General features: G+C 66.2%; 29 protein-coding genes. 11 read left to right on the top strand and 18 right to left on the bottom strand.

Translation table 11 applies throughout. The features are described from left to right. Nucleotides 1–2: 2 nt before the first annotated feature. Complete coding sequence (locus tag KBZ14_RS01280) at nucleotides 3–794, bottom strand: TIGR01548 family HAD-type hydrolase (protein ID WP_255116464.1); 792 nt, start codon at nucleotides 792–794, stop codon at nucleotides 3–5. A gap of 49 nt (nucleotides 795–843) precedes the next feature. On the opposite strand from KBZ14_RS01280, the gene KBZ14_RS01285 reads away from it, so the two are divergent. Then, a complete protein-coding gene (locus KBZ14_RS01285) occupies nucleotides 844–1,308 on the top strand; it encodes a 30S ribosomal protein PSRP-3 (protein ID WP_399210231.1) in 465 nt (154 codons plus the stop codon). 70 nt (nucleotides 1,309–1,378) lie between these two features. Further along, nucleotides 1,379–2,194, top strand: a complete 816-nt coding sequence (locus tag KBZ14_RS01290) for an N-acetylmuramoyl-L-alanine amidase (RefSeq protein ID WP_255116466.1) — start codon at nucleotides 1,379–1,381, stop codon at nucleotides 2,192–2,194. On the opposite strand, the gene KBZ14_RS01295 is transcribed toward KBZ14_RS01290, so the two are convergent. The 6 genes from KBZ14_RS01295 to KBZ14_RS01320 are packed head-to-tail and all read right to left on the bottom strand — an operon-like array spanning nucleotide 2,151 to nucleotide 7,444. Further along, on the bottom strand, nucleotides 2,151–3,068 hold the full coding sequence (locus tag KBZ14_RS01295) for a DUF2486 family protein (RefSeq protein WP_255116467.1): 918 nt from the start codon (nucleotides 3,066–3,068) through the stop codon (nucleotides 2,151–2,153). The genes KBZ14_RS01290 and KBZ14_RS01295 overlap by 44 nt on opposite strands. Further along, nucleotides 3,065–4,375 (bottom strand): protein phosphatase 2C domain-containing protein, encoded by a 1,311-nt coding sequence (locus KBZ14_RS01300; RefSeq protein ID WP_255116468.1) that lies wholly within the window; start codon nucleotides 4,373–4,375, stop codon nucleotides 3,065–3,067. Before KBZ14_RS01300 ends, KBZ14_RS01295 begins: the two co-directional genes overlap by 4 nt. Next, entirely contained in the window at nucleotides 4,372–5,151 is a 780-nt protein-coding gene (locus KBZ14_RS01305; RefSeq protein WP_255116469.1) for a vWA domain-containing protein, read from the bottom strand. The genes KBZ14_RS01300 and KBZ14_RS01305 overlap by 4 nt, the downstream gene beginning before the upstream one ends. 6 nt (nucleotides 5,152–5,157) lie before the next feature. Further along, a complete protein-coding gene (locus KBZ14_RS01310) occupies nucleotides 5,158–6,489 on the bottom strand; it encodes a protein kinase domain-containing protein (RefSeq protein WP_255116470.1) in 1,332 nt (443 codons plus the stop codon). Next, entirely contained in the window at nucleotides 6,486–7,172 is a 687-nt protein-coding gene (locus KBZ14_RS01315; protein WP_255116471.1) for an FHA domain-containing protein, read from the bottom strand. The genes KBZ14_RS01310 and KBZ14_RS01315 overlap by 4 nt, the downstream gene beginning before the upstream one ends. Then, entirely contained in the window at nucleotides 7,169–7,444 is a 276-nt protein-coding gene (locus KBZ14_RS01320) for a hypothetical protein (RefSeq protein WP_255116472.1), read from the bottom strand. The genes KBZ14_RS01315 and KBZ14_RS01320 overlap by 4 nt, the downstream gene beginning before the upstream one ends. Before the next feature lie 49 nt (nucleotides 7,445–7,493). Between KBZ14_RS01320 and KBZ14_RS01325 the strand changes: the two genes are divergently transcribed. After that, a complete protein-coding gene (locus KBZ14_RS01325) occupies nucleotides 7,494–9,755 on the top strand; it encodes a transglycosylase domain-containing protein (protein WP_255116473.1) in 2,262 nt (753 codons plus the stop codon). On the opposite strand, the gene KBZ14_RS01330 is transcribed toward KBZ14_RS01325, so the two are convergent. The 3 genes from KBZ14_RS01330 to atpD all read right to left on the bottom strand — a co-directional run bounded on the left by KBZ14_RS01330 (nucleotide 9,744) and on the right by atpD (nucleotide 12,841). Next, entirely contained in the window at nucleotides 9,744–10,847 is a 1,104-nt protein-coding gene (locus KBZ14_RS01330) for a rhomboid family intramembrane serine protease (protein ID WP_255116474.1), read from the bottom strand. The two genes, KBZ14_RS01325 and KBZ14_RS01330, sit on opposite strands and share 12 nt — an antisense overlap. A gap of 120 nt (nucleotides 10,848–10,967) precedes the next feature. Continuing rightward, nucleotides 10,968–11,375: an ATP synthase F1 subunit epsilon gene (atpC, locus tag KBZ14_RS01335; protein WP_255116475.1), complete on the bottom strand. Its 408-nt coding sequence runs from the start codon at nucleotides 11,373–11,375 to the stop codon at nucleotides 10,968–10,970. 5 nt (nucleotides 11,376–11,380) lie between these two features. Continuing rightward, nucleotides 11,381–12,841, bottom strand: a complete 1,461-nt coding sequence (gene atpD / locus KBZ14_RS01340) for a F0F1 ATP synthase subunit beta (protein WP_255116476.1) — start codon at nucleotides 12,839–12,841, stop codon at nucleotides 11,381–11,383. 295 nt (nucleotides 12,842–13,136) lie between these two features. Between atpD and groES the strand changes: the two genes are divergently transcribed. From groES to KBZ14_RS01355, 3 genes are all read left to right on the top strand, one after another. After that, entirely contained in the window at nucleotides 13,137–13,448 is a 312-nt protein-coding gene (gene groES / locus KBZ14_RS01345; RefSeq protein WP_094588579.1) for a co-chaperone GroES, read from the top strand. Between the two features lie 57 nt (nucleotides 13,449–13,505). Further along, nucleotides 13,506–15,140, top strand: a complete 1,635-nt coding sequence (groL, locus tag KBZ14_RS01350; RefSeq protein WP_255116477.1) for a chaperonin GroEL — start codon at nucleotides 13,506–13,508, stop codon at nucleotides 15,138–15,140. Nucleotides 15,141–15,326: 186 nt separating this feature from the next. After that, a complete protein-coding gene (locus KBZ14_RS01355) occupies nucleotides 15,327–16,622 on the top strand; it encodes an ammonium transporter (protein WP_255116478.1) in 1,296 nt (431 codons plus the stop codon). Here KBZ14_RS01355 and msrB read toward each other — a convergent pair. From msrB to gpmI, 3 genes are read right to left on the bottom strand one after another with little or no spacing between them, the layout of a single operon-like run. Then, nucleotides 16,619–17,098 carry a peptide-methionine (R)-S-oxide reductase MsrB gene (gene msrB, locus KBZ14_RS01360; RefSeq protein WP_255116479.1) on the bottom strand — a complete coding sequence of 160 codons (480 nt, stop codon included), beginning with the start codon at nucleotides 17,096–17,098 and terminating at the stop codon, nucleotides 16,619–16,621. The genes KBZ14_RS01355 and msrB overlap by 4 nt on opposite strands. 1 nt (nucleotide 17,099) lies before the next feature. Further along, complete coding sequence (gene secG / locus KBZ14_RS01365; protein WP_255116480.1) at nucleotides 17,100–17,336, bottom strand: preprotein translocase subunit SecG; 237 nt, start codon at nucleotides 17,334–17,336, stop codon at nucleotides 17,100–17,102. Between the two features lie 30 nt (nucleotides 17,337–17,366). Continuing rightward, on the bottom strand, nucleotides 17,367–19,019 hold the full coding sequence (gene gpmI, locus KBZ14_RS01370; RefSeq protein ID WP_399210281.1) for a 2,3-bisphosphoglycerate-independent phosphoglycerate mutase: 1,653 nt from the start codon (nucleotides 19,017–19,019) through the stop codon (nucleotides 17,367–17,369). 195 nt (nucleotides 19,020–19,214) lie between these two features. On the opposite strand from gpmI, the gene pyrR reads away from it, so the two are divergent. Then, complete coding sequence (pyrR, locus tag KBZ14_RS01375) at nucleotides 19,215–19,754, top strand: bifunctional pyr operon transcriptional regulator/uracil phosphoribosyltransferase PyrR (protein WP_255116482.1); 540 nt, start codon at nucleotides 19,215–19,217, stop codon at nucleotides 19,752–19,754. Nucleotides 19,755–19,757: 3 nt separating this feature from the next. Here the strand turns inward: pyrR and KBZ14_RS01380 are convergent, their stop codons facing one another. The 3 genes from KBZ14_RS01380 to KBZ14_RS01390 all read right to left on the bottom strand — a co-directional run bounded on the left by KBZ14_RS01380 (nucleotide 19,758) and on the right by KBZ14_RS01390 (nucleotide 22,536). Beyond that, nucleotides 19,758–19,979: a ferredoxin-thioredoxin reductase variable chain gene (locus tag KBZ14_RS01380; protein ID WP_255116483.1), complete on the bottom strand. Its 222-nt coding sequence runs from the start codon at nucleotides 19,977–19,979 to the stop codon at nucleotides 19,758–19,760. Between the two features lie 40 nt (nucleotides 19,980–20,019). Next, complete coding sequence (locus KBZ14_RS01385) at nucleotides 20,020–20,853, bottom strand: hypothetical protein (RefSeq protein WP_255116484.1); 834 nt, start codon at nucleotides 20,851–20,853, stop codon at nucleotides 20,020–20,022. 114 nt (nucleotides 20,854–20,967) lie between these two features. After that, entirely contained in the window at nucleotides 20,968–22,536 is a 1,569-nt protein-coding gene (locus tag KBZ14_RS01390) for an Hsp70 family protein (RefSeq protein ID WP_255116485.1), read from the bottom strand. An 87-nt stretch (nucleotides 22,537–22,623) separates the two neighbouring features. Between KBZ14_RS01390 and KBZ14_RS01395 the strand changes: the two genes are divergently transcribed. From KBZ14_RS01395 to KBZ14_RS01410, 4 genes are all read left to right on the top strand, one after another. After that, nucleotides 22,624–22,908, top strand: coding sequence for a hypothetical protein (locus KBZ14_RS01395; protein ID WP_255116486.1), 285 nt, complete (start codon nucleotides 22,624–22,626; stop codon nucleotides 22,906–22,908). A gap of 24 nt (nucleotides 22,909–22,932) precedes the next feature. After that, nucleotides 22,933–23,163 (top strand): DNA-directed RNA polymerase subunit omega, encoded by a 231-nt coding sequence (locus tag KBZ14_RS01400; RefSeq protein WP_255116487.1) that lies wholly within the window; start codon nucleotides 22,933–22,935, stop codon nucleotides 23,161–23,163. Nucleotides 23,164–23,169: 6 nt separating this feature from the next. Then, a complete protein-coding gene (locus KBZ14_RS01405) occupies nucleotides 23,170–23,568 on the top strand; it encodes a DUF1818 family protein (RefSeq protein WP_255116488.1) in 399 nt (132 codons plus the stop codon). Between the two features lie 412 nt (nucleotides 23,569–23,980). After that, nucleotides 23,981–24,148, top strand: coding sequence for a DUF2811 domain-containing protein (locus KBZ14_RS01410; RefSeq protein ID WP_315856114.1), 168 nt, complete (start codon nucleotides 23,981–23,983; stop codon nucleotides 24,146–24,148). On the opposite strand, the gene KBZ14_RS01415 is transcribed toward KBZ14_RS01410, so the two are convergent. Next, nucleotides 24,084–24,899: a hypothetical protein gene (locus KBZ14_RS01415; protein ID WP_255116490.1), complete on the bottom strand. Its 816-nt coding sequence runs from the start codon at nucleotides 24,897–24,899 to the stop codon at nucleotides 24,084–24,086. The two genes, KBZ14_RS01410 and KBZ14_RS01415, sit on opposite strands and share 65 nt — an antisense overlap. 4 nt (nucleotides 24,900–24,903) lie before the next feature. Then, a complete protein-coding gene (locus tag KBZ14_RS01420; RefSeq protein ID WP_255116491.1) occupies nucleotides 24,904–25,362 on the bottom strand; it encodes an EVE domain-containing protein in 459 nt (152 codons plus the stop codon). Nucleotides 25,363–25,374 lie beyond the last annotated feature (12 nt).

The raw sequence follows: 25,374 nt of genomic DNA on the forward strand, positions 1-25,374 counted from the left end.
GCTCAGCTCTCCTCCAGGGCTTGCTCCAAGGCCACCAGCACCTGGCTGGTGGCGGGGATCACCACGTCGGCACCGGCCTGGTGCAGCTGCTGCTCGTAGTGCCAGCGCGCCTCTTCCTGGCCCTGGGCCTGGAGGTGAGGGGGAGCCACGGCCAGGCTCAGGAAGCGCTGTTCGGGCTGCTGCTCGCGGGCGCGTTGCACGGTGAGTACGTCGGCCACGGTGTCGCCCAGGTAGGCCACTGGTGCAGTGCCCAGCCCTAGGCCGCCGGCGAGCTCCGCCGCCAGGCGCAGCAATCCAGTGGGATCGGGTTTATCGGGGGCATCCCCCATGGCGATCAGGGGTGGATTGGCCAGGCCCAGCCGGGCTTCCAGTACGAAGCGCGCCGATGGCGGCTCGGCGCCGCTCACGAAGCCCCAGTCCACCCCGGCACCCGTGAGGGCCTCAAAGAAGGGGCGCTCCACCAACAGGGGCTCATGGCCGATGAACCCTTGCCAGCTGGCTGGATTGCCCTCGGGGTCGCCGCCGAAATAGAAGCCGTTGAACACCTCCACCAGGGCCTCGAGGGGCGGCAATGAACTCTGGCCTATCCGCCGCAGCAGTTCCAGGGAGGCCTCCCAGTCGTTGTTCCAGCAGCCCTCGGCCTTGAGATGGTCGATCGTCTCTGGATTAGGCCGCGCGGCGCTGTAGTGATGCACCGTCTCCACGATGGCCCGGCGGTAGCTGCCGCCCACGTCCCTGATCACGCCATCGATATCGAACAGCAGGATGGCTCTAGGTTTCAGGGGTGGGGCCACGGCGGCTGGTAGGTTAGTTGTTTGTGATTAAGCCTTGAGCGCTGACACCATGAGCACCGAGAGCGCTGAAAGCGCCGTGGCGACTGCCGCACCTGAGGTTTCCGCTGAGGACACCACCGAGGGCCGTCCGGTGCTGCGTGGTGCCAGTGCTGCCCTGGCCACCGCCACCATCGACGAGAACGGCGTTCCCTCGGGGCGTACCCCCAAGGCGGATGAGGGCCGTTTTCTGCTGAAGATCCTATGGCTGCCCGACAACGTGGCCCTGGCTGTGGATCAGATCGTGGGCGGCGGTCCCAGCCCCCTCACGGCTTACTTCTTCTGGCCCCGTGAGGATGCCTGGGAAACCCTTAAGACCGAACTGGAAGGCAAGAGCTGGATCACCGACAACGAGCGCGTTGAGATCCTCAACAAGGCCACCGAGGTGATCAACTACTGGCAGGAGGAGGGCAAGGGCAAGAGCCTCGACGAGGCCAAGCTCAAGTTCCCCGATGTCACCTTCTGCGGTACCGCCTGAATCGGCGTCTCCCCAGGTTCAGCGCCCCAGTAGGGGCGCTTTTTTTGTCTGTATCGACGCGTTGCCTGCCATGGCCCACTTCTACCAGCGCAGTTGGTTGCTGGGTGCTCTCAGCGGTGCCATATCCGTGGCGGTGCTGGGGGGAGCCGCGCTGTGCGGGATGCGTTGGTGGTGGCAGCCCTCAACGGGCGCTGTCGTCCCCGACCCGGTGTTCATCCCGGCGGCCCAGCTCTCGCCGGATGAGCTCAGCTCCTGTGCGCGGGGGCTTGGTTTGAATCCGGAATTGGCGGCTCTCGCGGATCCCACCAATTTCGGCGAGCGGCAGCGCCGGGATTGGCGCGGCCGCCCCCTGCCCCATCAGCCCAGCCTGATCGTGCTGCACGAGACCGTGATGGATCAGGCCAGCACCCTCAACCTGTTCCGCACTCCCCACCCGGCAGATGCCGATCAGGTGAGTTACCACCTTGTGATTGGACCCAATGGGGATCGTCACCGCGTGGTGCCCGATGCCAACCGTGCCTACGGCGCCGGGCAATCGGCCTTTGGCGATTTCACCCTGCAGGCCAAGCCCAGTAGCCGTGGTTCGGTCAACAACATTGCGCTCCACGTCAGCTTGGTCACGCCTGCCGATGGTCGTGGGGCCGACACCAGCGACGGCCATTCCGGTTACACGCCTGAGCAATACCGTGCACTGGCCTCCCAGGTTCTGCTGTGGCAGCACCGTTACGGCATCCCCATGAGTCGGGTCACCAGCCATGCGGCCATCGACCGCAGCCACAGCCGCTATGACCCGCGCAGTTTCCGTTGGGATCGCTTTGATCAGGCCTATGCCAAGGCTGTGGTCAGTTGCGGGGCTTCACCACCTGGCCGAACGCACTGGCGGTGATCACGGCAGGAGACGCGCCAGTATCCACGCTGAAGTTGCGGGTTTCACTCTGGCTGCTGCCATCCGGGTAGAGGAAGGTCACCACCCCCTTCAGGTTCACGGTGGAGCCTGTTCGGTTGGTCTCCCGCAGGTCGGCCACGCTCACCCGCTCGAATTGCTCGAAGAAGCTGGGATCGAACTGATCGGCGGCCGCGGCGCCAAACAGCTGGCGTGCCGCTTCGCTATTGCGGCTTGAGAGTGCGCTGTAGAGCTGCTGCACGGTGGTGATGGCTAGATCCACCGCTGCTGGATCCAGGGGCTGTTCGAGGTCTGGTGCCGGCGGCGGCAGGGCGCTTTCCCTGGGCTGTTCGCGCAGCGCTGGAGCCTCCTGGAGGGGGGTGCCCCCGGTTGGAGGGGCGAGGGCCTGCTGCTGGCGACTGAGCAGCAGCAGCCACATGAGCCCCCCTACCACGCCCACCAGCAGCACGCCGGCGATGAAGCTGAGCACGGCGACGAGACCGCGGCTGCTGCCGGCGCTGGGGGCTAAGGCTGCGCTGACTGTCGCTGTGGCTGTGCTGCCTTCACCGAGATTCAGCAGTCCGCTCACCACTGCCGCCATCCGCTGGCAGATGGCGGGGGCGAACAGCTCCTGCAGCTCCTGGTTCAGGCGTAATTGCAGGCGAGCATCAGCCTCCAGGGCTGGGGTCTGACCCACGGCGTGGCTGAAGGCGGGGGTGAGCACCAGATACTTCAGTGCCGGTAACAGGTTGCTCTGCGACTCACCGCAGAAATCCCCCACGAGGGCCTGTAGGCGCCTGCCATCGCTGAATTGGCCCCGTTGCAGGTCGGCCAGGATCTGCCGGCGCAGGTTGGCTCCGAGCTGGTAGTCGTTCATGGGGCTGACGGCGGCTGAATGGACGCATTCCCGGCTGCTGGCATCTTGGCCGCTGCCGCACGGCGCTGCTTCCATTGCTGATCAAGGGCGCTCAGCAACGCTGGGCAGGCGTTCAGCTCCACCAGTGCTGGGGTGATGGCTGGGCTGGCAGTCGCGGGCACGGGCCAACTCGCCGCGATCACGGCCCCCAAGGGATCCAGCGTCGCTTGCTGGATCAAGGTCTGCCGCTGGCGTTGGCCTTGCAGCAGCTGGTCGAACTGGGCCTGCCGTTGGCTGAGGGCACTCGGGATGCGATCTGGGCTGGCGCACAACCGCTGCACCTCGGCGCTCAGGCTGGTCGCGGGAGACGCGGCCGGCTTCGGTGCTGTGATCCAGCGTTGCCACGGCTGCAGCCACCAAAGCCCGGTTCCCAGGGCCGCGGCCCCGATGCCCAGGAGTATCAGCAGGGCCACCGGCCGGCGTTGTGGCGGCACGGGGAGCGGGGGAGGGTTGGCGAGTGCTCCCCAGCGGCCGATCGCCACGGACACATCGTCACCGCTGCCCTGGCTGGTGATCTGCGCGAGCGCCGTGTCCAGCTCATCCCGTTGACGCAGTTCCGCCAGGTGATGGCCCAGGGCCAGAAAGTCGCCATCGGTGGTGCACGATTTGCGGACGCCATCGGTGCTCAGCACGAGGGCGAAGGGGGCGCTCCCCGGCGTGAGGGGATGCAGGGCCGCCCGCTGGGCGCACAGGGATGCGGCGCCGCCCATGCAGAGGCTGGCGGTGGCTTCTCCGCTGGCGCAGATGTCCTGTTCCTCGCTGATCAGGTCCAGGTTGCCGTCAGCGGTTCTGCGCACCAGGTCCCAGTCGCCCAGGCCCGTGTGGCCCCACCACTCCGGTGCCAGCAGCACCACCCCCAGCGTGCAGCCGTAGGTGAGCGGCGAGAACGGCTGATCGCCGCTCTCAGGCCGCTGGCGCCAGTGGCCCGCGGCCGCCTCCAACCACGCGGCCTGAATCGTTGCGGGCAGTGCGCCCGCCAGCAGCTCCAGCCAGTGGCGCTGGTCCGTGAGTGGGTGCTGCTGCAGGGCCCGCTCCACCGCCAGAACTGCCTGGTCGCAGGCCAGTTGGCTGCCCACGTCGCTGAGCCAGTAGCGCTCGCCGCCATGGCCATCGGCCACGGCCATCAGCTGCACCGTCGTGCCGCCCGGACCCAGCAGGGAGCAGGCCACGGAGGCGTCCTGGCAGGGCTTGCCCAGGCGCCGGTGGGCGGCTCCGATCACCGTGCAGCACTGGGGTGTGTCCCAGCTGCCCGTGAGCGCCCCGGTCACCACACCAGTGGGCCGACGTCGTCGGTGGGATCCATGAGCGTGGGCGGCAGGTCCGGCAGGGGGATGTTGCCGTCCCGGCTGGAGCCGGCTATCCGGCTGGTGGGCATGGAGGCAGCACCCACCACGGCGGTGGAGGCCCACTGGATGTATTGAGCCAGGGCTGTGGCATTGCTGGCTTGTAGGGGTCGCCGCGGCGATTTGCCCATGCCTCGAGGCATCTGACCGCTGGCACCTGGTACCTCCCCTGCCGGCAGGTTGGCCAGGGGGTCGGGGCCGATGAACTGTTGCAGCACCTCCAGATCGGCGTCATGCCCCATGGCGATCGCCAGTCGCACGGCCTTCTGGGCCCAGGGTTGGCACATCAGGGCCCCCAGGCCTGCCGAGAAGTCGTCGGTGGGCTGGCCGTCCGAGATCAGCACCAGCACCGGCGGGAGGGCCCGCTCCTCCATCGGTGGCGATTGCATCTGACCCGCCACCAGCTCCAGGGCTTCGCCCATGGCGGTGATGCCGCCGGCCTGGAGGTCGCGCCACTCCAGTTGGTCCACCGGCGTGGGCTCGGCCAGGTGCCAGTTGGCCCGGTCGGCGAAGCTCACCGCCCGCACCAGCACTCGGGCCTCGGGATTCTGGCGCGCCACCTCGGCCATGCCTGGCAGCGACTGACGAATCGCCTGGTTGAGGGCCTGCATCTTGCCCTGGGCCGCCATGGAGCCGGAGCAATCACAGAGATAGATGAAATGCAGGGGCCGGTTGCTGAGCCGAACGTTGGGGAAGGGCATGGTGGGTTAGCGGATCACCTCCACCGGGCCGGCAGCGGTGCGGAGACGTTGCAGGGCCGAGAGGTTACAGGTTTTGCCAGGGGGCACGGTTACCCTCTGGCCGTCGCTGAGTTCGGCGCTCCAGGGGGCACCGCTGAGGTTGGTGAGGCCCAGGATGGCGGTATCCGTGGGGTGTGCCACCACCTGGGCCAGGGGATGGTGCAGGTCGTGGCTAAGCAGGGGATCGAAGTGGTGCGGCTGCAGGCTGTTGTCGGCCGCGGCGGCCACCCGGCCTGCGGGCGTCTGCAGCATCACGGCGGTGGGCAGGGCACTGCCGCAGGCCCAGCAGCGTCCAGGGGTGCCCGGTTCCGGAAAGTTTTCCTGCTGGCAGTGGGGGCACAGCACCCGCTGGTCCAGGCACTGGGCGATGGCCTGCATCCATTGGCCTGTGAGGGCCCGGCGGTTGGGCTGGTGCAGGCCACTGCAGAAGGTTTGCTCAAACAGGGCCTTCAGCCGTTCCGGGTAGATGGGCCAGGTGATCAGTGCGGCAGCGTGTTCGATGGGGTCGGGGCGATTGCGGGGATCCTGGGGATCGAAGATGAATACCGGGTCTTCGCCGTAGAGGCGGCGGCGGGCAGGTTCATCCAGGCAGCGGATCGCCAGCTCCAGTTGCCCCTTGAGTGGATCGTGGCGGGTCAGCAGCCGGAAGATCAGCACGGCCAGGGAGAAGAGATCGCTGCTGGCTCCCGGCCTGGCCTTCCCCAGCAGGATCTCGGGGGCCATGAATCCGGGGGTTCCCAGCACGCTGCCGAGATCGCGGCCGTCCACGTCCACGTTGTCGTTGTCGCAGATCAGTACCCGGCCGCTGGCGGGCTCCAGGAACAGGTTGCCTAGGGAGATGTCCTTGTAGCAGAGCCCTTTGAGGTGCAGCTCGTGGAAGCTGGTCGCTAGGAAGAAGCTGGCCCGCAGCACGTTCCGCAGGCTGATCTCCAGGTTGCCGGCTGCATGGACATGGGCCCCGATGAACCCAGGGGGGCGCAGGGCCATCAGATAGCCGAAGCCAACCTCGGCCAGCTGGATCTGCTGGCGGGCTTCAGGGGTAGGCCGCAGCAGGGCGATTGGCCAGAGGAAATCGCCATTGGGAGCCCCCAGGCGAATGCTCTCCCCCAGCCGGTGCTCCAGGTGAGGGTCGCGGGCGATGCAGGCCGGGAAATACCACTTCAGAGCTAGCTGTTCGCCTCCGATTGCCACCGCGTACACCTGGCCCTGGGTGCCGCCCCCCAGGCCTCCCTGGATCTGAATCGGTTCCTTGAGGCCTTCGAAGCGAAGCGTGGCACCCTCCGGCAGGATCCAGGTCATGGCTGGGGGCGGCCGGCCTGCTCGATGACCTTGCGGATGCCGTTGCGGTGAGCCAGGGCGGTGAGTCGATTGGCGAAGCTGTGGCGCATGGCTTGGCCGTCCCGCAGCACCACCACCAGGGTGTGCTGCTTGCGTGAGCCCAGCAGAATCCAGCCCACCAGGGCCGCGATTTCCAGGGGCCAGAACAGCAGCGGAAACGGCAGCAGCAGCAGCCCCCCTAAGCAGAGAAGCAGCCACCAGCTGAAGATGTGGGGATAGAGGGGCTGGCTGCGCACTACGGCGGAGCGGATCTGATCCACCGCGAGCGTGCAGCCTTCAAAGTCGATCGATCCGGCCGTTGGCGAGGGGGCCTGACGCGTGGCTGGCTTGGGGGCCGTCAGCTGGAACACGAGCACCGGCCCTTGGCGCCCCAGCTGGATTTCATCGCCATCGGCCACGGGCCGGCACTGGTGAATCTGCTGACCCTCCAGGTAAGTGCCGTCCTGGCTTTGCCAGTCGCACACCACCCAGCCGTGGCTGCGGGAATGGCGCACCACGGCATGGTGATCCGAGACGCCTGCGCTGCTCGCCAGGCACAGCTGGTTGCCCTTGGCCTTGCCGATGGTGAGGGGTATGGCGGCATCGAGGGACGCCACCTTGGCGGTGTCGCTGCGCAGCACCAGCTGCGCCTGGATCGGGCTCATGGATCCCCCTTGCGCCGCCGCCACCAAAGGCGCCAGTCATCGCGCAGATCGGCCCACCAGCCGCCATCGCCCTCCCGTAACGCCACCACCCGGCCAGGGAACAGCAAGGCCTTACTGGCCAAGGCCAGGGCGATCAGCACCATCGCCAGCAGCACCCAGCCCGGGATGGCTCCCACCCAGGTGGCGGCGAAGAAGGCGCGGGTGGCGTACACGCCAATGGTGAGCGCCAGCCACAGCCGGAAAGGTTCCCAGGGGTCCCGCTGGCGCTGCACCGAAGGGGAAGGGGGTTGCTGGCTCTAGCCTATGGCCGGGCCGATGAAGATGCCGCTGCACCGCCTCACCTCCACGCTGGCCAGCTCGGACGTCCGCCAGGCCTGGCGCCAGTTCGCTGCGGCGTGCCTGCAGGGGCCCTGGCGCCGTCGCCCAGCCGCCATCCGGGCTGCGTGGATGTCGCTGCGCCATCGGGAGGCTCGGCTGGAACTGTGGTCCGCAGGCCAGAAGCTGCACGACCTAACCCTCGAAAACCGGCGCTACCGCATCGGCCGTGATCCCGCCTGTGAGCTGCCCGTGGAGGCACTGGGGCTGAGCCGGGTGCACGCCATCCTCGAGAAGCCACGCGATGCCGATCGCGACTTCACCCTGGAGGATTTCAATTCCGCCAATGGTCTGTTTCATCGCGACCGGCGCATTCGCGCTATCCAGCTGCGCGATGGCGATGCCATTCAGTTCGGCTCGCCGCTGAAGGGTGAAGCGCCTGTGCTGCGCTACATCCACCCTCGTAGCGCCCTAGAGCAGGCTGTCCATCTGCTCGGTCTGGCGGCGCTGGCGGGCTCGGGCCTGCTGGTGAGCGGCATGCTGCTGGCCGCCAGCATCGGCGGCGGCTCCAAGATCCGTGCCATCGCCGGTCCGGTGAAGATCTACGCGGCCAACGGGCAGCAGATCGATGCCAAGGAGGGTTCGGCCACGGCCCTGCCCACCCTGCAGGCTTATCCGCGGCACCTGCGCCAGGCCCTGCTGGCCTCAGAGGAGGCACGGTTCGGCTGGAACAGCGGGCTTGATTTGTTCGGCACCCTGCGCTCGGCCCTGCTGGGCAGTGGCGGTGGCAGTGGCCTCACCCAGCAGGTGGCGCGCCTCTATTACCCAGATGTGGGCCGCGATGTGAGCCTCACCCGCAAGGTGCGGGAGCTGTGGGTGGCGCTCCAGTTGGAGGTGGGCTTCAGCAAGAACCAGATCCTCAAGATGTATCTGGATCGGGCCTATCTGGGGCTTGGCACCGAGGGCTTTGAGCAGGCCTCACGCCTCTATTTCCACAAGTCTGCCGCTGATCTGGATGTGGCCCAGGCGGCTTTCCTGGTGGGTCTGCTGCCCAGTCCCAATGGCTATAGCCCCTGCAACCGCGAGGATCCCGAGGCTGGCCGTGACCGCCGCAATTTGGTGCTCAAGCTGATGCATGAGCAGGGCTATCTGAGTGATCAGGCCCTGATCGATGCCCGGCGCCGGCCGCTTAACATCGATGCCTCGGCTTGCCGGGAAACCATTTTCTCCAGCTATCCGTTCTTCAGCGACTACGTCCGCGGCGAGTTGGAGGGCACCCGCTTCGGCCTCAACCTCTCCGAGCAGGAGGCCGGGGGAAACTACATGGTGGTGAGCACGATCGATCCCCGGATGCAGCAGTTGGCGCAGCAGCAACTGCAGCGTTTTCTGGAGGGGCCGGCGGCTTCCGTGGGGCTCACCCAGGGGGCCCTGATCTCGCTCCAGATCGAGAGCGGCGACATCCTCGCCTACGTGGGTGGCGGCGACTATTCGCGCTCCAGCTTCGATCGGGTGCAGGCCCTGCGCCAGCCGGGCTCCACCTTCAAGTTGTTTCCCTTCCTGGCGGCTCTCGAGTCTGGGGTGAAGCCCAGTGATCCGATCTCCTGCGCCCCCTTCAGCTATGTGGCCGGCTGTCGCCACGGGGCCGGTAGCGTCAGCGTGGCCGATGGTTTTGCCCTCTCGGAAAACGTGGTGGCCCTGCGGCTGTCGGAGAAGGCCGGCTTCAACCAGGTGGTGCGCAAGGCCCGCCAGCTGGGTATCAGCACTCCCCTGGATGCCGATGCCAGTGCCATGCTCGGCGGCCGGGAAACCTACCTCTACGAGATGGCGCGTGCTTATGCGGTGGTGGCCAATGGCGGCCGTTCCGTGCCCATGCACGGCGTCGACAAGATCTACGACCTCGGTGTCTGTCAGTCGATCCTCAGCCTCAGCACCTGCCCGGAGCGCGGCATCACCACTCCCATTGGCGAAACTCCGCGCCAACTGATCAGCCCCGAGGTGGCAGCGAGTCTCGATGGGCTCCTGGCGGGGGTGGTGCAACGAGGCACCGGCAAGCCCGCGGCGGTGGTGGCGGATGCCCGCGGCAAGACTGGCACCACCAACAACGGGGTGGATGTGCTCTTCATCGGCTATTCCCCGGCTATGAAGATCCTCACCGCGATCTGGATGGGCAATGACGACAATCGCCCGGCTGAGGCGGCTAGTGGTGCCTTGGTGGCGGAGCTGTGGGGCCGCTACATGCAGGCTGTGGCTGCGGCGTCAGCCGGCTGACGCCTTCAGCAAGTTCTGGCCCCAGCTGATCAGGCCCCACAACACGCCCAGTACGAAACCCCACCACCACTGGCAGCAGAGCAGGCGCTCCAGGGGGCCACTGGCATCGGCATTGTCCTGACGGGGTAGCTGCCAGCCCAGTTGCAGGGCCCCGTATACCATGAGCAGCACCCAGGCAGGAATGGCGATTGGCCCCACGTTGAAGCTGAGCTGCCGCCAGTGCAGCATGCTCAGGCTTGCGCCCAGGGCGATGAGTGCGCTGATGGATCCTGAGGCGCCCGACCAGGTTCTTGCTATGGCGAAGCGCTGGGCCATGACGGTGGAGAGCGTCAGGGTGGCCAGGGCTGTGAGGCTGTAGCGCAGCACCACATCGCCCAGCTGCAGGGCTGAAGAGCCCAGCAGGATCAGCAGGGCCACCAGGTTCACCGCTGCCTCGGCTCTATTGGCATGCACCCATGGAGCCGCTAGCCAGCGCCAGGCCTGCCTGGGGTCACCAGCGGATTGCTCGTTGAGAATCCAGCTCCTCCGCCACCGTTTCAGCGGCCCCAGGGCCAGGGCCTGCAGCAGGCCCAGCACAACCACCAGCACTACGCCGCCGCTCCAGCCCAGGCCTTCAAACAGTTCGCGATCCAGCTCGCGGCTGGCCCAGCTGAGCACCAGGGCTCCCCCTGCCGCAAGGCCCAGGCCTGGGGCGAAGGGCCTCAGCTCCTGGACGATGCCTTCCCATCGCCGGGTCGCCCGCGTGGGTTTGGGCATGGGGGTGGGCTGGGCTGGCTGCCGCGGTATGGCCACGCCCGTGGCGGCTTCCAGCAGGTTGAGCAGTTCCTGCAGTACGGCGGGGGCGTAGGTGCTGGCGAGCTGCTCAGCCAGGCTGGTGAGGGCCGAGCGCTGGGCGGCGCCTTTCTGGTGCAGAGCCTGGAGCAGCAGGCGTTGGCTAGCGAGATCCCGAACCGGCCCCTTCAGGCTGTCGTCAGCTCCAAGGGCATCTACCAGGCGATTGCCCAGAGCCTGGCCGCTCTCGAGCCCAGCGCCGCCTCCCTCCAGCCAGCTCTTGAGCTGGAGTCCCAGCCGTTGCCCGGTGCCCTTCACCACTGGCTGTTGTGCGCCATTGCTCGCGAATCTATCGATGGGCTCGGCAGCGTTCTCACGAAGAACCCCCTGGCCAGAGACCAGGGGGCAAGGACTGCGTGGGTCGGTGCTTCGATCGTGGAATCAGTTGGCCTTGGTGGCCTGCAGGCGAGCGCGAGCGCGGGCTAGCTCTTGCTGGGCCTTCACCTTCTCGGTGCTGGGGGCTTGGCCTTCGAACTTGGCAGCGGCACCCTTGGCTGTTTCCAGCTCCTGGGCAGCTGATTCGGCGTTGATGGCCGAACCAAGCTCGGCGCCGTTCACCAGCACCGTCACCTCGTCGGATTCCACTTCGGCAAAACCGCCGAGTAGGGCAATCGCTTTCCAGCCACCAGCATCACGGACCCGCAGCACGCCCGTATCCAGGGCGGTGAGTAGGGACACGTGGCCGGGCAGGATGCCGAGCTGACCGGTGGTGCTGGGCAGGATCACTTCGTCGGCATTGCCGTCGAAGACGCTCTGGTCAGGAGCGAGGATGCGAAGAGTCAAGGACATCAGGATCAGCCCTTGGCTTCAGCGAGGATCTTGGCGGCCTTGGCCTTCACCTGGTCGATGTTGCCCACCAGGTAGAAGGCGGCTTCAGGCAGATCATCCAGTTCGCCGGCGAGAATCTGGTTGAAGCCAGCGATGGTTTCTTCCAGCTTCACGTACTCACCCTTCTGACCGGTGAAGATCTCGGCCACAAAGAAGGGCTGGGAGAGGAACTTCTCGATCTTGCGGGCGCGGTCGACGGTGCGACGGTCGTCTTCGGACAGTTCGTCCAGACCCAGAATCGCGATGATGTCCTGGAGCTCCTTGTAGCGCTGCAGGGTGGACTGCACGGCACGGGCGGTGCGGTAGTGCTCATCACCCACCACGGCGGGCTGGAGCATGGTGCTGGTGGAATCCAGGGGGTCCACAGCCGGGTAGATGCCTTTGGAGGCCAGGCCGCGGCTGAGCACGGTGGTGGCGTCCAAGTGGGCGAAGGTGGTGGCCGGAGCGGGGTCGGTCAGGTCGTCTGCGGGCACGTAGACGGCCTGGATCGAGGTGATCGAACCTTCCAGGGTGGAGGTGATGCGCTCCTGCAGGGCGCCCACGTCGGTGCCGAGGGTGGGCTGGTAGCCCACGGCGGAGGGCATGCGGCCCAGCAGAGCGGACACTTCGGATCCGGCCTGCACGAAGCGGAAGATGTTGTCCACGAACAGCAGCACGTCCTGCTTGTTCACGTCACGGAAGTGCTCGGCCATGGTGAGAGCCGACAGGCCCACGCGCATGCGGGCGCCGGGGGGCTCGTTCATCTGGCCGTAGCAAAGGGCCACCTTCGACTTGGAGAGGTCGTCGGAGTTGATCACTCCGGACTCCTTGAACTCCTCGTAGAGGTCGTTGCCCTCACGGGTGCGCTCGCCCACGCCGGCGAATACGGACACACCGCCGTGCTCCTTGGCGATGTTGTTGATCAGCTCCTGGATCAACACGGTTTTGCCCACGCCGGCGCCACCGAACAGGCCCACCTTGCCGCCTTGGCGGTAGGGAGCCAGCAGGTCGATCACCTTGATGCCGGTCTCGAACACCTTGGGCTTGGTTTCCAGCTCGGTGAGCTTGGGAGCTTCGCGGTGGATGGGAGCGGTGGTGGTGGTGGCCACAGGGCCCTGCTCGTCCACGGGCTCGCCGAGCACGTTGAAGATGCGGCCAAGGGTGGCCTCACCCACGGGCACCGAGATGGGAGCGCCGGTGTCGGTGGCTTCCATGCCACGCACCAGGCCATCGGTGGTGCTCATGGCCACAGCACGCACGCGGTGGTCACCCAGTAGCTGCTGCACCTCGGCGGTCAGGGCCACCTGCTGACCGGCGGAATTTTTGCCCTCAATACGGAGAGCGCTGTAAATCTTGGGCAGCTTGCCGGCCGGGAATTCGACGTCGAGAACCGGTCCAATCACCTGCCGGACGATGCCTTTGGTGCCGGTGGCAGTAGCAGCAGCCATATGTAAGGAAGTCGCGGGGAGCGCGCAGCGGGAACCAATCCCGCTCGAAGCGGCGCAACCTTACCACTGCGCCTGTCGTCAGGGGACCGGCCCCGCCGGTCCGTTCAGCCCTGTTCGGTTCCGCGCCACCGCGAGTTCGGTCAACCGCCCCGGCAGCACCTTGCCCGGGGGGTGGCCGCCCCCATAGGTTGGCACTCAAGGCACGCGAGTGCTAACTCGTTGCCAACTGTGGCGTCATTGGCGCCATGCCAATGGTTTCGCAACCTGGTTTCGCAACCCTCATCGCAATCCATCCATGGCTGCTGTTTCCCTCAGCGTTTCCACCGTCAAGCCCCTCGGCGACCGCATCTTCATCAAGGTCTCCGAGTCTGAAGAAAAAACCGCCGGCGGCATCCTGCTGCCCGACACCGCCAAGGAAAAGCCCCAGGTGGGTGAGGTGGTGCAGATCGGCCCTGGCAAGCGCAACGACGACGGCACCCGTCAGGCTCCTGAAGTGAGCATCGGCGACAAGGTGCTGTACAGCAAGTACGCCGGTACCGACATCAAGCTCGGCAGCGACGAGTACGTGCTGCTCTCCGAGAAGGACATCCTGGCCGTCGTCAACTGACGCGCAGCGCCCAGGTTTTTAGTTCATTGACTCCATTCATCCTCACCAGAAACGCTAATGGCTAAGCGCATTATTTATAACGAGCAAGCCCGTCGCGCCCTCGAGAAAGGCATCGACACCCTGGCTGAAGCCGTTGCCGTGACGCTGGGTCCCAAGGGCCGCAACGTGGTGCTGGAGAAGAAGTTCGGCGCTCCCCAGATCATCAATGACGGCGTCACCATCGCCAAGGAAATTGAGCTGGAAGACCACATCGAGAACACCGGTGTGGCCCTGATCCGCCAAGCCGCCTCCAAGACCAACGACGCCGCCGGCGACGGCACCACCACCGCCACCGTGCTGGCCCACGCCATGGTGAAGGCGGGTCTGCGCAACGTGGCCGCCGGCGCCAACGCCATCACCCTGAAGAAGGGCATCGATAAGGCCTCCGAATTCCTGGTCGGCAAGATCAAGGAGCACGCCAAGCCCATCACCGGCAGCAGCGCCATCGCCCAAGTGGGCACCATCTCGGCCGGTAACGACGAAGAAGTCGGCCAGATGATTGCCGATGCCATGGACAAGGTGGGCCAGGAGGGCGTGATCTCCCTGGAAGAAGGCAAATCGATGACCACCGAGCTGGAGGTCACCGAGGGTATGCGCTTCGACAAGGGCTACATCTCGCCCTACTTCGCTACCGACACCGAGCGCATGGAAGCGGTGCTCGAGGAGCCCTACATCCTGCTCACCGACAAGAAGATCGGCCTGGTGCAGGACCTGGTGCCCGTGCTCGAGCAGATTGCCCGCACCGGCAAGCCTCTGCTGATCATTGCTGAGGACATCGAGAAGGAAGCCCTCGCCACCCTCGTGGTGAACCGCTTGCGCGGTGTGCTGAACGTGGCTGCCGTCAAGGCTCCCGGTTTCGGCGATCGCCGCAAGGCCATGCTCGAGGACATCGCCGTTCTCACCAACGGTCAGCTGATCACCGAGGACGCCGGCCTCAAGCTGGAGAACGCCAAGCTGGAGATGCTGGGCACTGCCCGCCGCATCACCATCAACAAGGACACCACCACCATCGTGGCCGAAGGCAACGAGGTGGCTGTGAAGGCCCGCTGCGAGCAGATCCGCAAGCAGATGGACGAAACCGACTCCTCCTACGACAAGGAGAAGCTGCAGGAGCGTCTGGCCAAGCTGAGCGGCGGTGTGGCCGTGGTCAAGGTGGGCGCTGCCACCGAGACCGAGATGAAGGACAAGAAGCTGCGCCTGGAAGACGCCATCAACGCCACCAAGGCGGCCGTTGAGGAAGGCATCGTTCCTGGTGGTGGCACCACCCTGGCCCACCTGGCTCCTGCCCTTGAGGAGTGGGCTGCGGCCAACCTCTCCGGCGAAGAGCTGATCGGCGCTCAGATCGTGGCTTCCGCCCTCACCGCGCCCCTCAAGCGCATCGCCGAGAACGCCGGTGTGAACGGCGCCGTGGTTGCCGAGCACGTGAAGAACAAGCCCTTCAGTGAGGGCTACAACGCCGCCACCGGTGAGTATGTCGACATGTTGGCTGCCGGCATCGTGGACCCCGCCAAGGTGACCCGCTCCGGTCTGCAGAATGCCGCCTCTATCGCCGGCATGGTGCTCACCACCGAGTGCATCGTGGCGGACATGCCCGAGAAGAAGGATGCAGCTCCTGCCGGCGGTGGCATGGGCGGCGGCGACTTCGACTATTGATCGCATGATGGGGGCCTTCGCGGTCCCTCTCCATCATGTGCAGTGAGGGCAGAAGGGTTTTCCTTCTGCCCTTTTTTGTTGTCCGTACACCCAACCTGGCCCATTTGTCCCAGCTGTATCGGTTGACACCCTGAAATGCTCTTTTGGTAGCAACGGCTACCAACTAGAGGTCCCTTGGTCTTCAGGGTGGCATCTGCCTTTGACTTAGCTGTGCCGCTGCTGTTTGCAACTGATCTGGCACTTCGCAGTGCCAATAACGGCTTTGTGCTGGTGAGTGCGGCTCTGGTGCTGATGATGACGCCAGCACTGGCCCTTTTTTATGCGGGCTTTGTGCGTAGCCGCAACGTGCTCAACACCATGGTGATGAGTTTCACCGCCATGGCCTTGGTGAGTGTGCTCTGGGTGTTGTTCGGCTACAGCCTGGCCTTCTCTCCCGGCAGCGGTCCCCTGGCTCCGTTCATCGGCGGGTTGCAGTGGGCGGGCCTTAGCAATTGGTCGGCTCCCTATGGCGATGGTCAACTCAGCCATGGAGCGGTGGCCCTGTTCCAGGCCACCTTCGCGATCATCACGCCGGCCTTGATTTCCGGTGCGGTGGTGGAGCGGATGCATTTCCGCGCCTGGATGGTGTTCCTGCTGCTCTGGAGCACCTTCATTTATCTGCCCCTGGCTCACATGGTGTGGGGCCCAGATGGGTTCCTGGGCAGCTCCGGCCTCGGTGCCATCGACTTCGCCGGTGGCCTGGTGGTGGAGCTGGCCTCCGGTGTGGCCGCCGCCGTTGCCGCCCTAGTGGTGGGCCGGCGCCGCAGTGTCGGCACGGGCCATGCCGCCCCACCCCATAACGTGCCCTTCATCCTTCTGGGGGCAGGCCTGCTCTGGTTCGGCTGGTTTGGCTTCAACGGTGGCAGTGGCCTGGTGGCCGGCAATCTGGCCTCCCTGGCCTGCCTCACCACCAACACCGCTGCTGCTGCTGCGGCCCTGGGCTGGATGCTGTTGGAAACCTGGCAGCGCGGCAAGCCCACCGCGGTGGGTGTGGCCACTGGTGCGGTGGCCGGCTTGGTGGCGATTACCCCAGCGGCCGGCTATGTGAGCCCTCTGGCGGCTGTGTTGATCGGCTTTGCGGCAGCCCTGGTGTGCAGCTATGCCCTGCAACTCAAGAACCGCTGGCGTCTTGACGACAGCCTCGATGTGCTGCCGGTGCATGGCGTGGCCGGGTTGCTCGGCACTCTGCTCACGGGCGTGTTCACGTTGAAAAGCCTCAATCCCGCTGGTGCCGACGGACTGCTGGTGGGCCAGGCCGGCCAGCTCTGGATTCAGCTCAAGGCCGCAGGGTTCACGATCCTGTTTGTTGGAGTGGGCACGTTCGTGATCCTTCGACTGATTCGCATGGTGATGCCCCTGCGGGTGAACGACATTCAGGAACAGCAGGGCCTCGATATCAATGCCCACGGCGAAGAGGCCTATAACGGCGAATTCACCGGTTAATCAGGGATGAATTTGAGGGCTACGCCGTTGTTGCAGTAGCGCTTGCCGGTGGGTTTGGGGCCGTCGTCGAACACGTGCCCCTGGTGGCCGCCGCAGCGGCGGCAGTGGTATTCCGTGCGGGGCACGATCAGCTTGAAATCCAGCTTGGTTACCACCGCCTTGGGCAGGGGTTGCCAGAAGCTGGGCCAACCGGTGCCGCTCTCGTATTTGGCCTTGGAGCTGAACAGGGGCAAGTTGCAGCCTGCGCAGGCAAACGTGCCTGGCCGCTTCTCATTGTTCAGCGCACTGGAGAAGGGGCGTTCGGTGCCCTCTTGGCGCAGCACGTTGTAAGCGGCCGGGCTGAGGCGCTTCTTCCACTCCGCCTCACTCAGTTGCCACGCTGGATCCGCGGCCTTTGAGGCCGCTTCAGCCGCGCGGCCACCCATCACCGGAGAGAACAGAGCCCCCAGGGTTGCTAGCAAGCCACGACGGGTCATTTCAGAAGCCCTTGAGCCAGCCGGCACTCAAGGCGGTGGCCAGACCCAGGAAGATGGCCAGCAAGGTCCAGCTGATGCGGTTCAGCGTGGCCTCGGCACTGCGGGCGCTGCTAAACATCGAGCCGCCGCTGCTGGCCAGGCCGCCCATGCCGTCGCCTTTGGGGCTGTGCAACAGCACGCTGATCACCAGCAGCATGCCGCTGCCCAGCCAGATCCAGGTGAAAATGGTTTGAATCATGGCGGCAGCCTAGGGGGTGGTCAGGGGAGCTCAGACCCCCAGGGTCTGGGGGATGCGGTTGGGTACGGCGGGGCTGCCGGCGGGAACGATCAGGGTCTGGCCGGTCATCCGGGTCGGCTGGGGCAGGCCCAGGATTTCCAGCAAGGTGGGAGCGATGTCGGCCAGGCCTCCACCCTCGCGGAGCTGCACGGCGTTGCCATGGCCCGGCAGTTTGCGTTTCTCGCCCTCCACCAGAATCACCGGCACGGGGTTGGTGGTGTGGGCGGTCCAGGGGCGGCCATCGGGGCCTTCCATCATCTCGGCATTGCCGTGGTCAGCGGTCACTAGGAGGGTGCCGCCCATGCGGTTGGTGGCCTCCAGCAAACGACCAACACTGCGATCCACGGTGGCAATGGCCTCCATGGTGGGGCCCATCTGACCGGTGTGCCCCACCATGTCCGGGTTGGCGTAGTTGATCACCACCAGGGAATAGATCCCCTTGTTGATGGCGCTGATGCAGTCCTCGGTGAGTTGCTCGGCTGACATGGCCGGGGCCTCGTCGTAGGTGGCCACGCGGGGGGATGGCACCAGATGGCGGTCTTCGCCGGGATAGGGCTGCTCGATGCCACCGTTCATGAAATAGGTGACATGCGGATATTTTTCGGTTTCAGCCGTGCGGAATTGACGCAGGCCCGATTCGGACACCACCTGGCCCAGCAGGCCATCGAGGGATTCCGGCGGGAATGCCACGGCCACGGGGAGGCCGGCCTCGTACTGGGTGAAGGTGACCACCTGCAGCCCCTGGATGCGGGTGCGCTCGAAGCTGTCGAACTCCGGCAGCACCAGAGCGCGCACCAGCTGCCGCACTCGGTCGGGACGGAAGTTGAAGCAGATCAGGCCATCGCCACTGCTGATCTGACCTGGGGCCAGACGAGTGGGTTCGATGAACTCATCGGTGACCGCCTCGGCGTAGGAGGCATCCAGCACCTCTTGGGGGCTGAGGGCTGTGACCTCTCCCGTTTCGGTGAGGAGGCGGTAGGCCTTTTCAGTGCGTTCCCAGCGGTTGTCCCGGTCCATCGACCAGTAGCGCCCGCAGATGGTGCTGATCCGACCAACCCCAGCCGCGGCGATCTGCTGCTCGATCGTGGCCAGAAACCGCGGGGCACTTTGGGTTGGGGTGTCACGCCCGTCGGTGACCACGTGGATGCAGACATCCTTCAGTCCTCGGCCGGCGGCCCAGTGCAACAGGCCCCCCAGGTGATCCACGTGGCTGTGGACGCCGCCATCGGAACACAGGCCGATCAGATGCAGCGTTCTGCCACTGGCTAGCAATTGGTCCGCGAGGGCATTGATGGCTGGGTTGTCGGCAATGCTGCCGTCGCGCACGGCCTGGCCGATCCGCACCAGTTCCTGGCGGATGACCCGACCGGCACCGATCGTGAGATGGCCCACCTCCGAGTTGCCCATCTGGTTGTCGGGCAGGCCCACCTCCCCACCGCTGGCCTGGATCAGGGTGTGGGGGTAGGCGTGCCAGAGGGCATCCATCACCGGCGTCTCGGCCGAGCGGATGGCGTTGTGGGCATCGTCGTGGCGGTAACCCCAGCCGTCGAGGATGCAGAGAACGACGGGTGAAACGGGGTTGCGAGTGGAGAAAGCACCGCTCGAGGGACCGGCGCTATTGGATTCACGATCAGAGGACGGAATTGTTGTCACCCCTTCTTTCCTGCTCTTCTCTGCAACGCGCGCTCCCTCTAACTTACCTCCCCCCCCAGACGGCACCTCTCTGGAGCCTGGTTGCGTCAGCTTTTGTCGACACGGGGATCAGCCTTGCCTGGGTGAGAGCTTTGGGTGTCGAGCTGATCGATGATCCCCAGTACCATCACGCCCCGGCTCGCTGTCATGTCTGCCAATCGCGTGGAGATTCTTTCGGCCCAGGAACTGAGCCGAACTCTCAACCGACTGGCATCCCAGGTCCTGGAGAGCGTGGCTGACAGCCGTGAGCTGCTGTTGCTCGGGATCCCCACCCGTGGGGTGGCCCTAGCCCAGGTGCTCGCCGCCAAGCTGGAAGTGCTGTGCGGCCATCCGGTGGATCAGGGCAGCCTGGATCCCACCTTCCACCGCGACGATCTCGATCGGGTTGGCACGCGTCTGTCGGCCCCCACAGAGCTACCCACCGCCGTGGACGGCCGGGAGGTGGTGTTGGTGGACGACGTGATCTTCACGGGACGCACCGTGCGGGCGGCTTTGGAAGCCTTGCAGGCCTGGGGGCGTCCGCATCGGGTGACCTTGTTGGCGATGGTGGACCGCGGCCATCGTGAACTGCCGATTCAGCCCGATTTCTGCGGGCGGGTGGTGCCCACGAGCCGCCAGGAAGTGATTGCCCTCTGCCTTCAGGCCATTGATGGCGAGGAGGGGGTGTTCCTGCTCAAGGGGGAATAGCGCTCAGGCCACCGCCTCAAGTTCATCGGAGCGGAAGTGGGCCCGGAACCGGCCAAAGGCCACGATCACCGGCAGGGTGGGGCTGATGGTGCGACCCTTGTAGTCGTTCAGCACCTGGAACACCTCTCCCTGCTGGCCCTGGAGATCAAAGGCCTTGCCGCGGTGCTCGGGATGGTGGAACACCACCACGCTCTGGCAAACCCTCACCTGATCTCCCGTTTGCATGAAGAGCGTGGCGCAAGTGGAGCCATCTTGTCACGGGCCCTCAGCGGCGGCAGGCACTTTCCGGGCCGGCTTCCACCACCTTGCCGCCCAGGTCGCGGCAGGCGGAGGTGAAGGCCTTCCAGTCGTCCATGCCCTGGGCGATCTTCTGGTTCACCAGGGCATCGAGCTGATCGGCCGGCACGTTCGACTCGAGCTCACCCCCATGGGAATTGTGTTGCCGCTCATCGGCGCTGCGCAGGCCCTCGATGCCCTTGGTGACCTGCTGGCGTTGGGCCTGGGTGTGGCGCTTCCACCAGGGGTGATCGATGCGGTTGAGCGCATCCAAGGCTTCCCACCAGCGCTGCTGGGCGATCAGTGCCACCGCCCGTTCCTTCTGGAGCTTGTTGCGGTTCCAGCTCTCGCGCAGGTTGTCGCCGAGGGCTGTGCCCTCGGCATTGCGATCGGCATGGAGGTTGGCCAGTACCTTCAGAGCGCCGCTGAGATCTCCCTGGGCATAGAGCTGCAGGGCCCGGGCCTCCAGCTCTTGTTGCCACGCCACCAGCAGCCGTTGATCCCCGGCGCTGCTGGCTCCGGAGTTCACCAGTTGCAGCTGCAAGCGCAGGGCCTCGGCCCATTGCCCCTGGCGCCAGAGCTCGGTGGCCTTGAGGCGACGGCAGCGGCCCTGTTCCATCGGTGCCTTGCCCCCCAGCCATCGCAGGGCCGCCAGCTGTTCGCTAAAGCGCAGGCAGTCGTCCAGCCGCCCGGCCTGGGCGGCCCGTTCCAGCTGGTTGGGCAGTTGCTTCTCCCACCAGTAGGCCGCCCCTACGCCCCCTGCCACCAGGCCAAGGGTGATCACCAGCCAGAAGCGCGGGAGCCGGTGCCGGCGGATGGCCAAGGAAGGAGGGTGCTGATGGGCCCTGTTCTATGGATTGATGGGCCCAGCTTCACGGGTTCAGGGGCAGCGCCTGTGGCGTCCACTGCAGGGCCGGCAACACCAAGCCACCTGGCTTCAGCGCACGGGGCCGAGGACCTGGACCGGTAGGGCCTGGCCCGTGGCCAGGTCGTCGCCCTCCAGCACCAGCTCCCCAGTGGCCTGGATGTTGAAGCGCAGCCGCAGGCGATCCTGGCCTTGCTGGCCCGGGGGATCCAGCTGTAACGGCTTGGGTTGCTGCTCCCAGGGGCACACCGCGGCCATGCCGGCGGGCCGGCGCCGTAGCCGCGGCAGCCCATCCACGAACACCACTTCGCTGCGCTCTTCATCGCTGGGTTCCCCCAGCACCAACTCCAGGGCCTCCTGGTGTTCACGGCTGCAGGCCAGCACCAGTTCCAAGGGACGTTCACTGGGCCAGGCCTGTCCCGCCTGAAACAGCGGATGCCAGCGGTGCTCGCCACTCCGCTGGTCCCAGCAGCGAATGGAGACGCCCCGACTGAGTATGTCTCTCACGGCGACCCCGGGGGTGAGGGCCAGGGCCCCCAGGGCCACCGCCGCGATCGGCCGCTCATCCCGCAGGGGAATGCCGCCGCAGCGCTCCTGCAGCCATTGGCGGATCAAGGGCAGCCGGCTGCTGCCCCCCACGGGCAGCACCGCGTCCAAATCACACAGCTGGACGCCCGCAGCGCGGGCGGAGGCCACCACGCTCGCCAGCAGGGTGTCGAGTAGGTTCAACAGACCGTTCTCCCGCAGCAGCGTCTCCAGTTGTGGGCGACTGAGGCGCAGTTCCCGCGGGGCTGTACCGGGCCCTGGGCTCCAGAGGCCAAGAGCCTCCTGCTGCTCGCTGAGCTGGCACTTGAGCCGCTCGCAAACGGCCAGGAGTCCAGCGGCATGGCTCTGCCCCGTGACGTCCAGGTCGGGGCAGAGGGCGGCGGCGATCCAGCGGTCGATGTCGCGTCCCCCCAGGGCCAGTCCTGCTTTGCCCAGCACCCGGGCGGTGCGCAAGGCCTGGCGGCTGCCATCGAGGTCACGCCCGCCGAAGCGCAGCAGCTGGGCAATGGGTGCGGCTTTGCCTTCTCCGCCTTCAAGGGCCACCAGGGAGAGGTCGATGGTGCCGCCGCCCAGGTCCACCACTAGCACCTTGCTGCCGGCCGGGAGTCCGGCGCCGATGGCCGCGGCGGTGGGTTCATCCACCAGTGCCACCTCCGGCACTGCGAGGCCGCTCGTTACTTCGGTGAGCCAGCGGCGATACCCGCGGTAGCTGTCGATCGGCGCGGTGAGCACCAGCCGGCTGGGGGCCAGGTGTGCGGGTAGCTGCTGCCAGATGCGTTCCATCAGCAGGGTGCCGGCCTGCTCCGGGCTGAGCAGGGCCTCGCCTGCCCGTGGTGGGCTGGCGCCGATCCAGCGCTTGAAGTCGCGCTGCAGTTGCGGGCCGCCTTGCTCCACCAGGCCCGCCTCGAGCACTTGGCGCCCGACCAGGGGGCGCTCACTGTCAGCCTGCTGCAGCCACAGCAGGCTGGGGATCACGCTGGGAGCCCCGCAGCTGTAAGGGGGCAGCTCCAGCAGCTGGGCCGGGCCACCCGCCGCAGGCTGGAAGGCCACCACGGTGGTGCTGCTGCCCAGGTCGATGGCGAGGGTGCCGGCCATGGCCTTCAAAGCTGAAGGGAAAACACCGTCCCTAAGGCTGGCGCCGGCGGCGACGCCATGGTGAGACCGGTGGGTCCAGGGAGGAGCATGGATCGGGTCTCTCACGCGCTGTTGTCCTTCTACAGGGAGGATCCGGAGCTGTGTCGCCAGTTGGATCCCCTGTGTGCCTGCCGGCTCTCCCGCGGCTGGGGGGCGCTGCGGATCGAATGCCGTGATCTGGCCCATCGCGAGAAGGTGAATGGGGTGATCGCCCTGCTGCGCCCGCCCCTGGAGGCCCTGCGGCTGGCCCGTCAGATCACGCTGGTGGTGCAGGGCCATGAGCCCCTCACCTATCCGGTCACGGTGCCCTTGCCCAGCAGCCTGCTGGCCTAGACTCAAGTCAACGGTGAGTGTTTCATGTATCTAGGCGTCGATATCAGCCCCAAGGAGTTGGCTCAGCGAGCCGAGAGTCTGGTGCGCCACTCCAGCAACCGTTACCTCACCACCGTGCGGATTGCCTTCCGGGCCAAGCAGCGCCGCTTCGACGACTTCGATGGACTGCTCGAGGATTCCATGATCAAGCCCGTGCAGCGCGCCATCGTGGAGCTCAGCGACGAGCAGGACCAGCCCGATCTGCTGCCGGGCTGAGCCACGGTGTCTGCTGGCGTGATTGAAGTCGGCGTGGTGCAACGAGAGGGCGAGGGCTGGCGGTTGGCATGGGATGCAGGCCGCCAGCCCTTTCCCGTGTTGATCGGAGGTGATGGCTGGGCCGCGGAGCTCAGTCTCAGCGAGGCCGAAGCCCTGCGGGATGGGGTGAGCCTCCTGGCAGCCCAGCACGCCGATTTGGTGGATCAATTGATGGCGGAAGAGGCCATCAGCCTCGAGCTCGAACGGCAGCCTTGGTGGATCGGTCTGGATGGCGATCGCGCCGGTTTGTCCCTGCGGGTGGTGCTGACCCCCGAACCAGGCCAGCGGGCCATGGAGGGTTCCTGGTCGGTGGCGGCCAGCAGGGCGTTCATGGCTGCTCTGCAGCAGTTGCACGGTCAGCCGTGAGGGACTGAGTGCTCTCCCTGAGATTGGCCACGAGATTGCCCCTCTGATCAGCGCTGCTGATCGCAGCTGTTCTCCCGGATGCTCCCCCAGGCTGCCCAGGGTTTTCCCCAGGGGAGGGTGCCAGTCGCCTGCGGTGGCGGGGACCATGGGGATAACGGTGCCTGCTGCCGTGGTCCTATTGACAGGCCTGTCCCGCCTTTTAGGGCCGTCTGCTTCGCCGTGGGCCCTGTGGCCTATTCGCCCGTCTTCGCCGGTAATCGCGCCGTGAGACAGGTTGAGAGACGGTGTGTGGAGGTTCGCTTGACCTCGCGCGGGTGCTGTGGGGAACTGGTGCGCAGATGCAGCGGGTTTGATGGAGATGGCGGGCATGGTGAGCATGCGGGCCGAGGTGCCTGAGGGCCTCCTGCATTCGATGCAAGGCTTCATTGAGGCGCATCCCAATTGGGATCAATACCGCCTGTTCCAGGCCGCCTTGGCCGGTTTCCTGGTGCAGAACGGGATGCAGAACCGGGAGATCACCCGTTGTTACCTGGCCAACCTGTTCCCGCAGCAACCTCGCTTCTCGGAACCACTGGGCTGAACAGCTGCCGGTAGGTGGCGGTGACCATGCCGCTGATCCAGGGGATCACCACCAGCAGGGCAATCCCCGTGGCCAGCACGCCTTGCCCCTGCACCAGGGCCTCGGCGAGCAGGCCCAGGCCCAGGGGCACCAGCGCCAGGCCGCTGCAGGCCGCCCCCAGACCCAGCAGGGTGGGCCAGCGCCGCTCGAGGGTGCGTAGGCCGATGCGGAAGGCCCCTGATGGGCTTTGATCGGCCGCCAGCACCAGGCAGGCATTGAATACCTGGCTGAGGGCCACCCCCCCCAGCAGCACCAGGGCCAGCAGGATCGTTACCACGCTCAGGGCCGGGGCCAGGAAGATCACCAGCGACCAGCCCACAAAACCGATCAGTGCCGCTAGAGCCAGGCCGGCGGCGGCGGTGAGCAAGCTCAGCCCCAGCCTCAGACCATCGCTGGCTGACCAGCGGCAGAGCTCGCGCCAGCGGGGGCGATGGCCCGCTGCGGCATCCAGCCCACCTCGGGTTAGCCCCTGGATCAGCCACAGCAGACTGAGGAAGTAGAGCGGCACCCCCACCAGCCGCAGCAGTGCGTTGAGGATGCCGCTGCCGGTGTCGTGGCCTGCGGCGAATAGGGCCCAGCCCAGCAGGTGCAGGGCGGTGGCGGTGAGGCTGAAGCCCACCAGGTCCCAGCGGTTGGCCCACAGTCCCTGCCAGCCCTGCTGGAGGGCTAGCCCCAGGTTCACTGGGTAGATCGGCAGGGTGCGCGGCGCCATGGCCTCAGAGTGGCCCCAGCATCTCGAGTAACCGAGCCGCGCTGGCCTCAGGCACCGGCAGGATGGAGAGGCGGTTGCCGTTGCGCACCACTGGCAGCTCCTCCACGCTGAAGTGCTCCCGCAGCGCATCGAGGCTGAGTAGCTGGGTGAAGTGCCCGAGGTAGCTCAGTCGCACGCAGTCCCAGCGGGGCGCCTGCGGTGTCGATTTCGGATCGAAATATTTGTTGGCTGGATCGAACTGGCTAGGGTCGGTGATGCCGATTTCGATCACCTCCATCATCCCCACGATGCCGGGCGGTTTGGCATTGGAGTGGTAGAAGAATGCCCGATCACCCAGGGCCATACTGCGCATGAAATTGCGAGCCTGGTAGTTGCGAATGCCGTCCCAGAGGGTTGTGCCGTCTTGCTGAAGATGGTCAATCCCGTACACGTCGGGCTCGCTCTTCATCAGCCAGTAGGCCATTCCACATCCAGC

This window comes from Synechococcus sp. HJ21-Hayes, assembly GCF_024345835.1.
Classification (GTDB): Bacteria; Cyanobacteriota; Cyanobacteriia; order PCC-6307; family Cyanobiaceae; genus Vulcanococcus.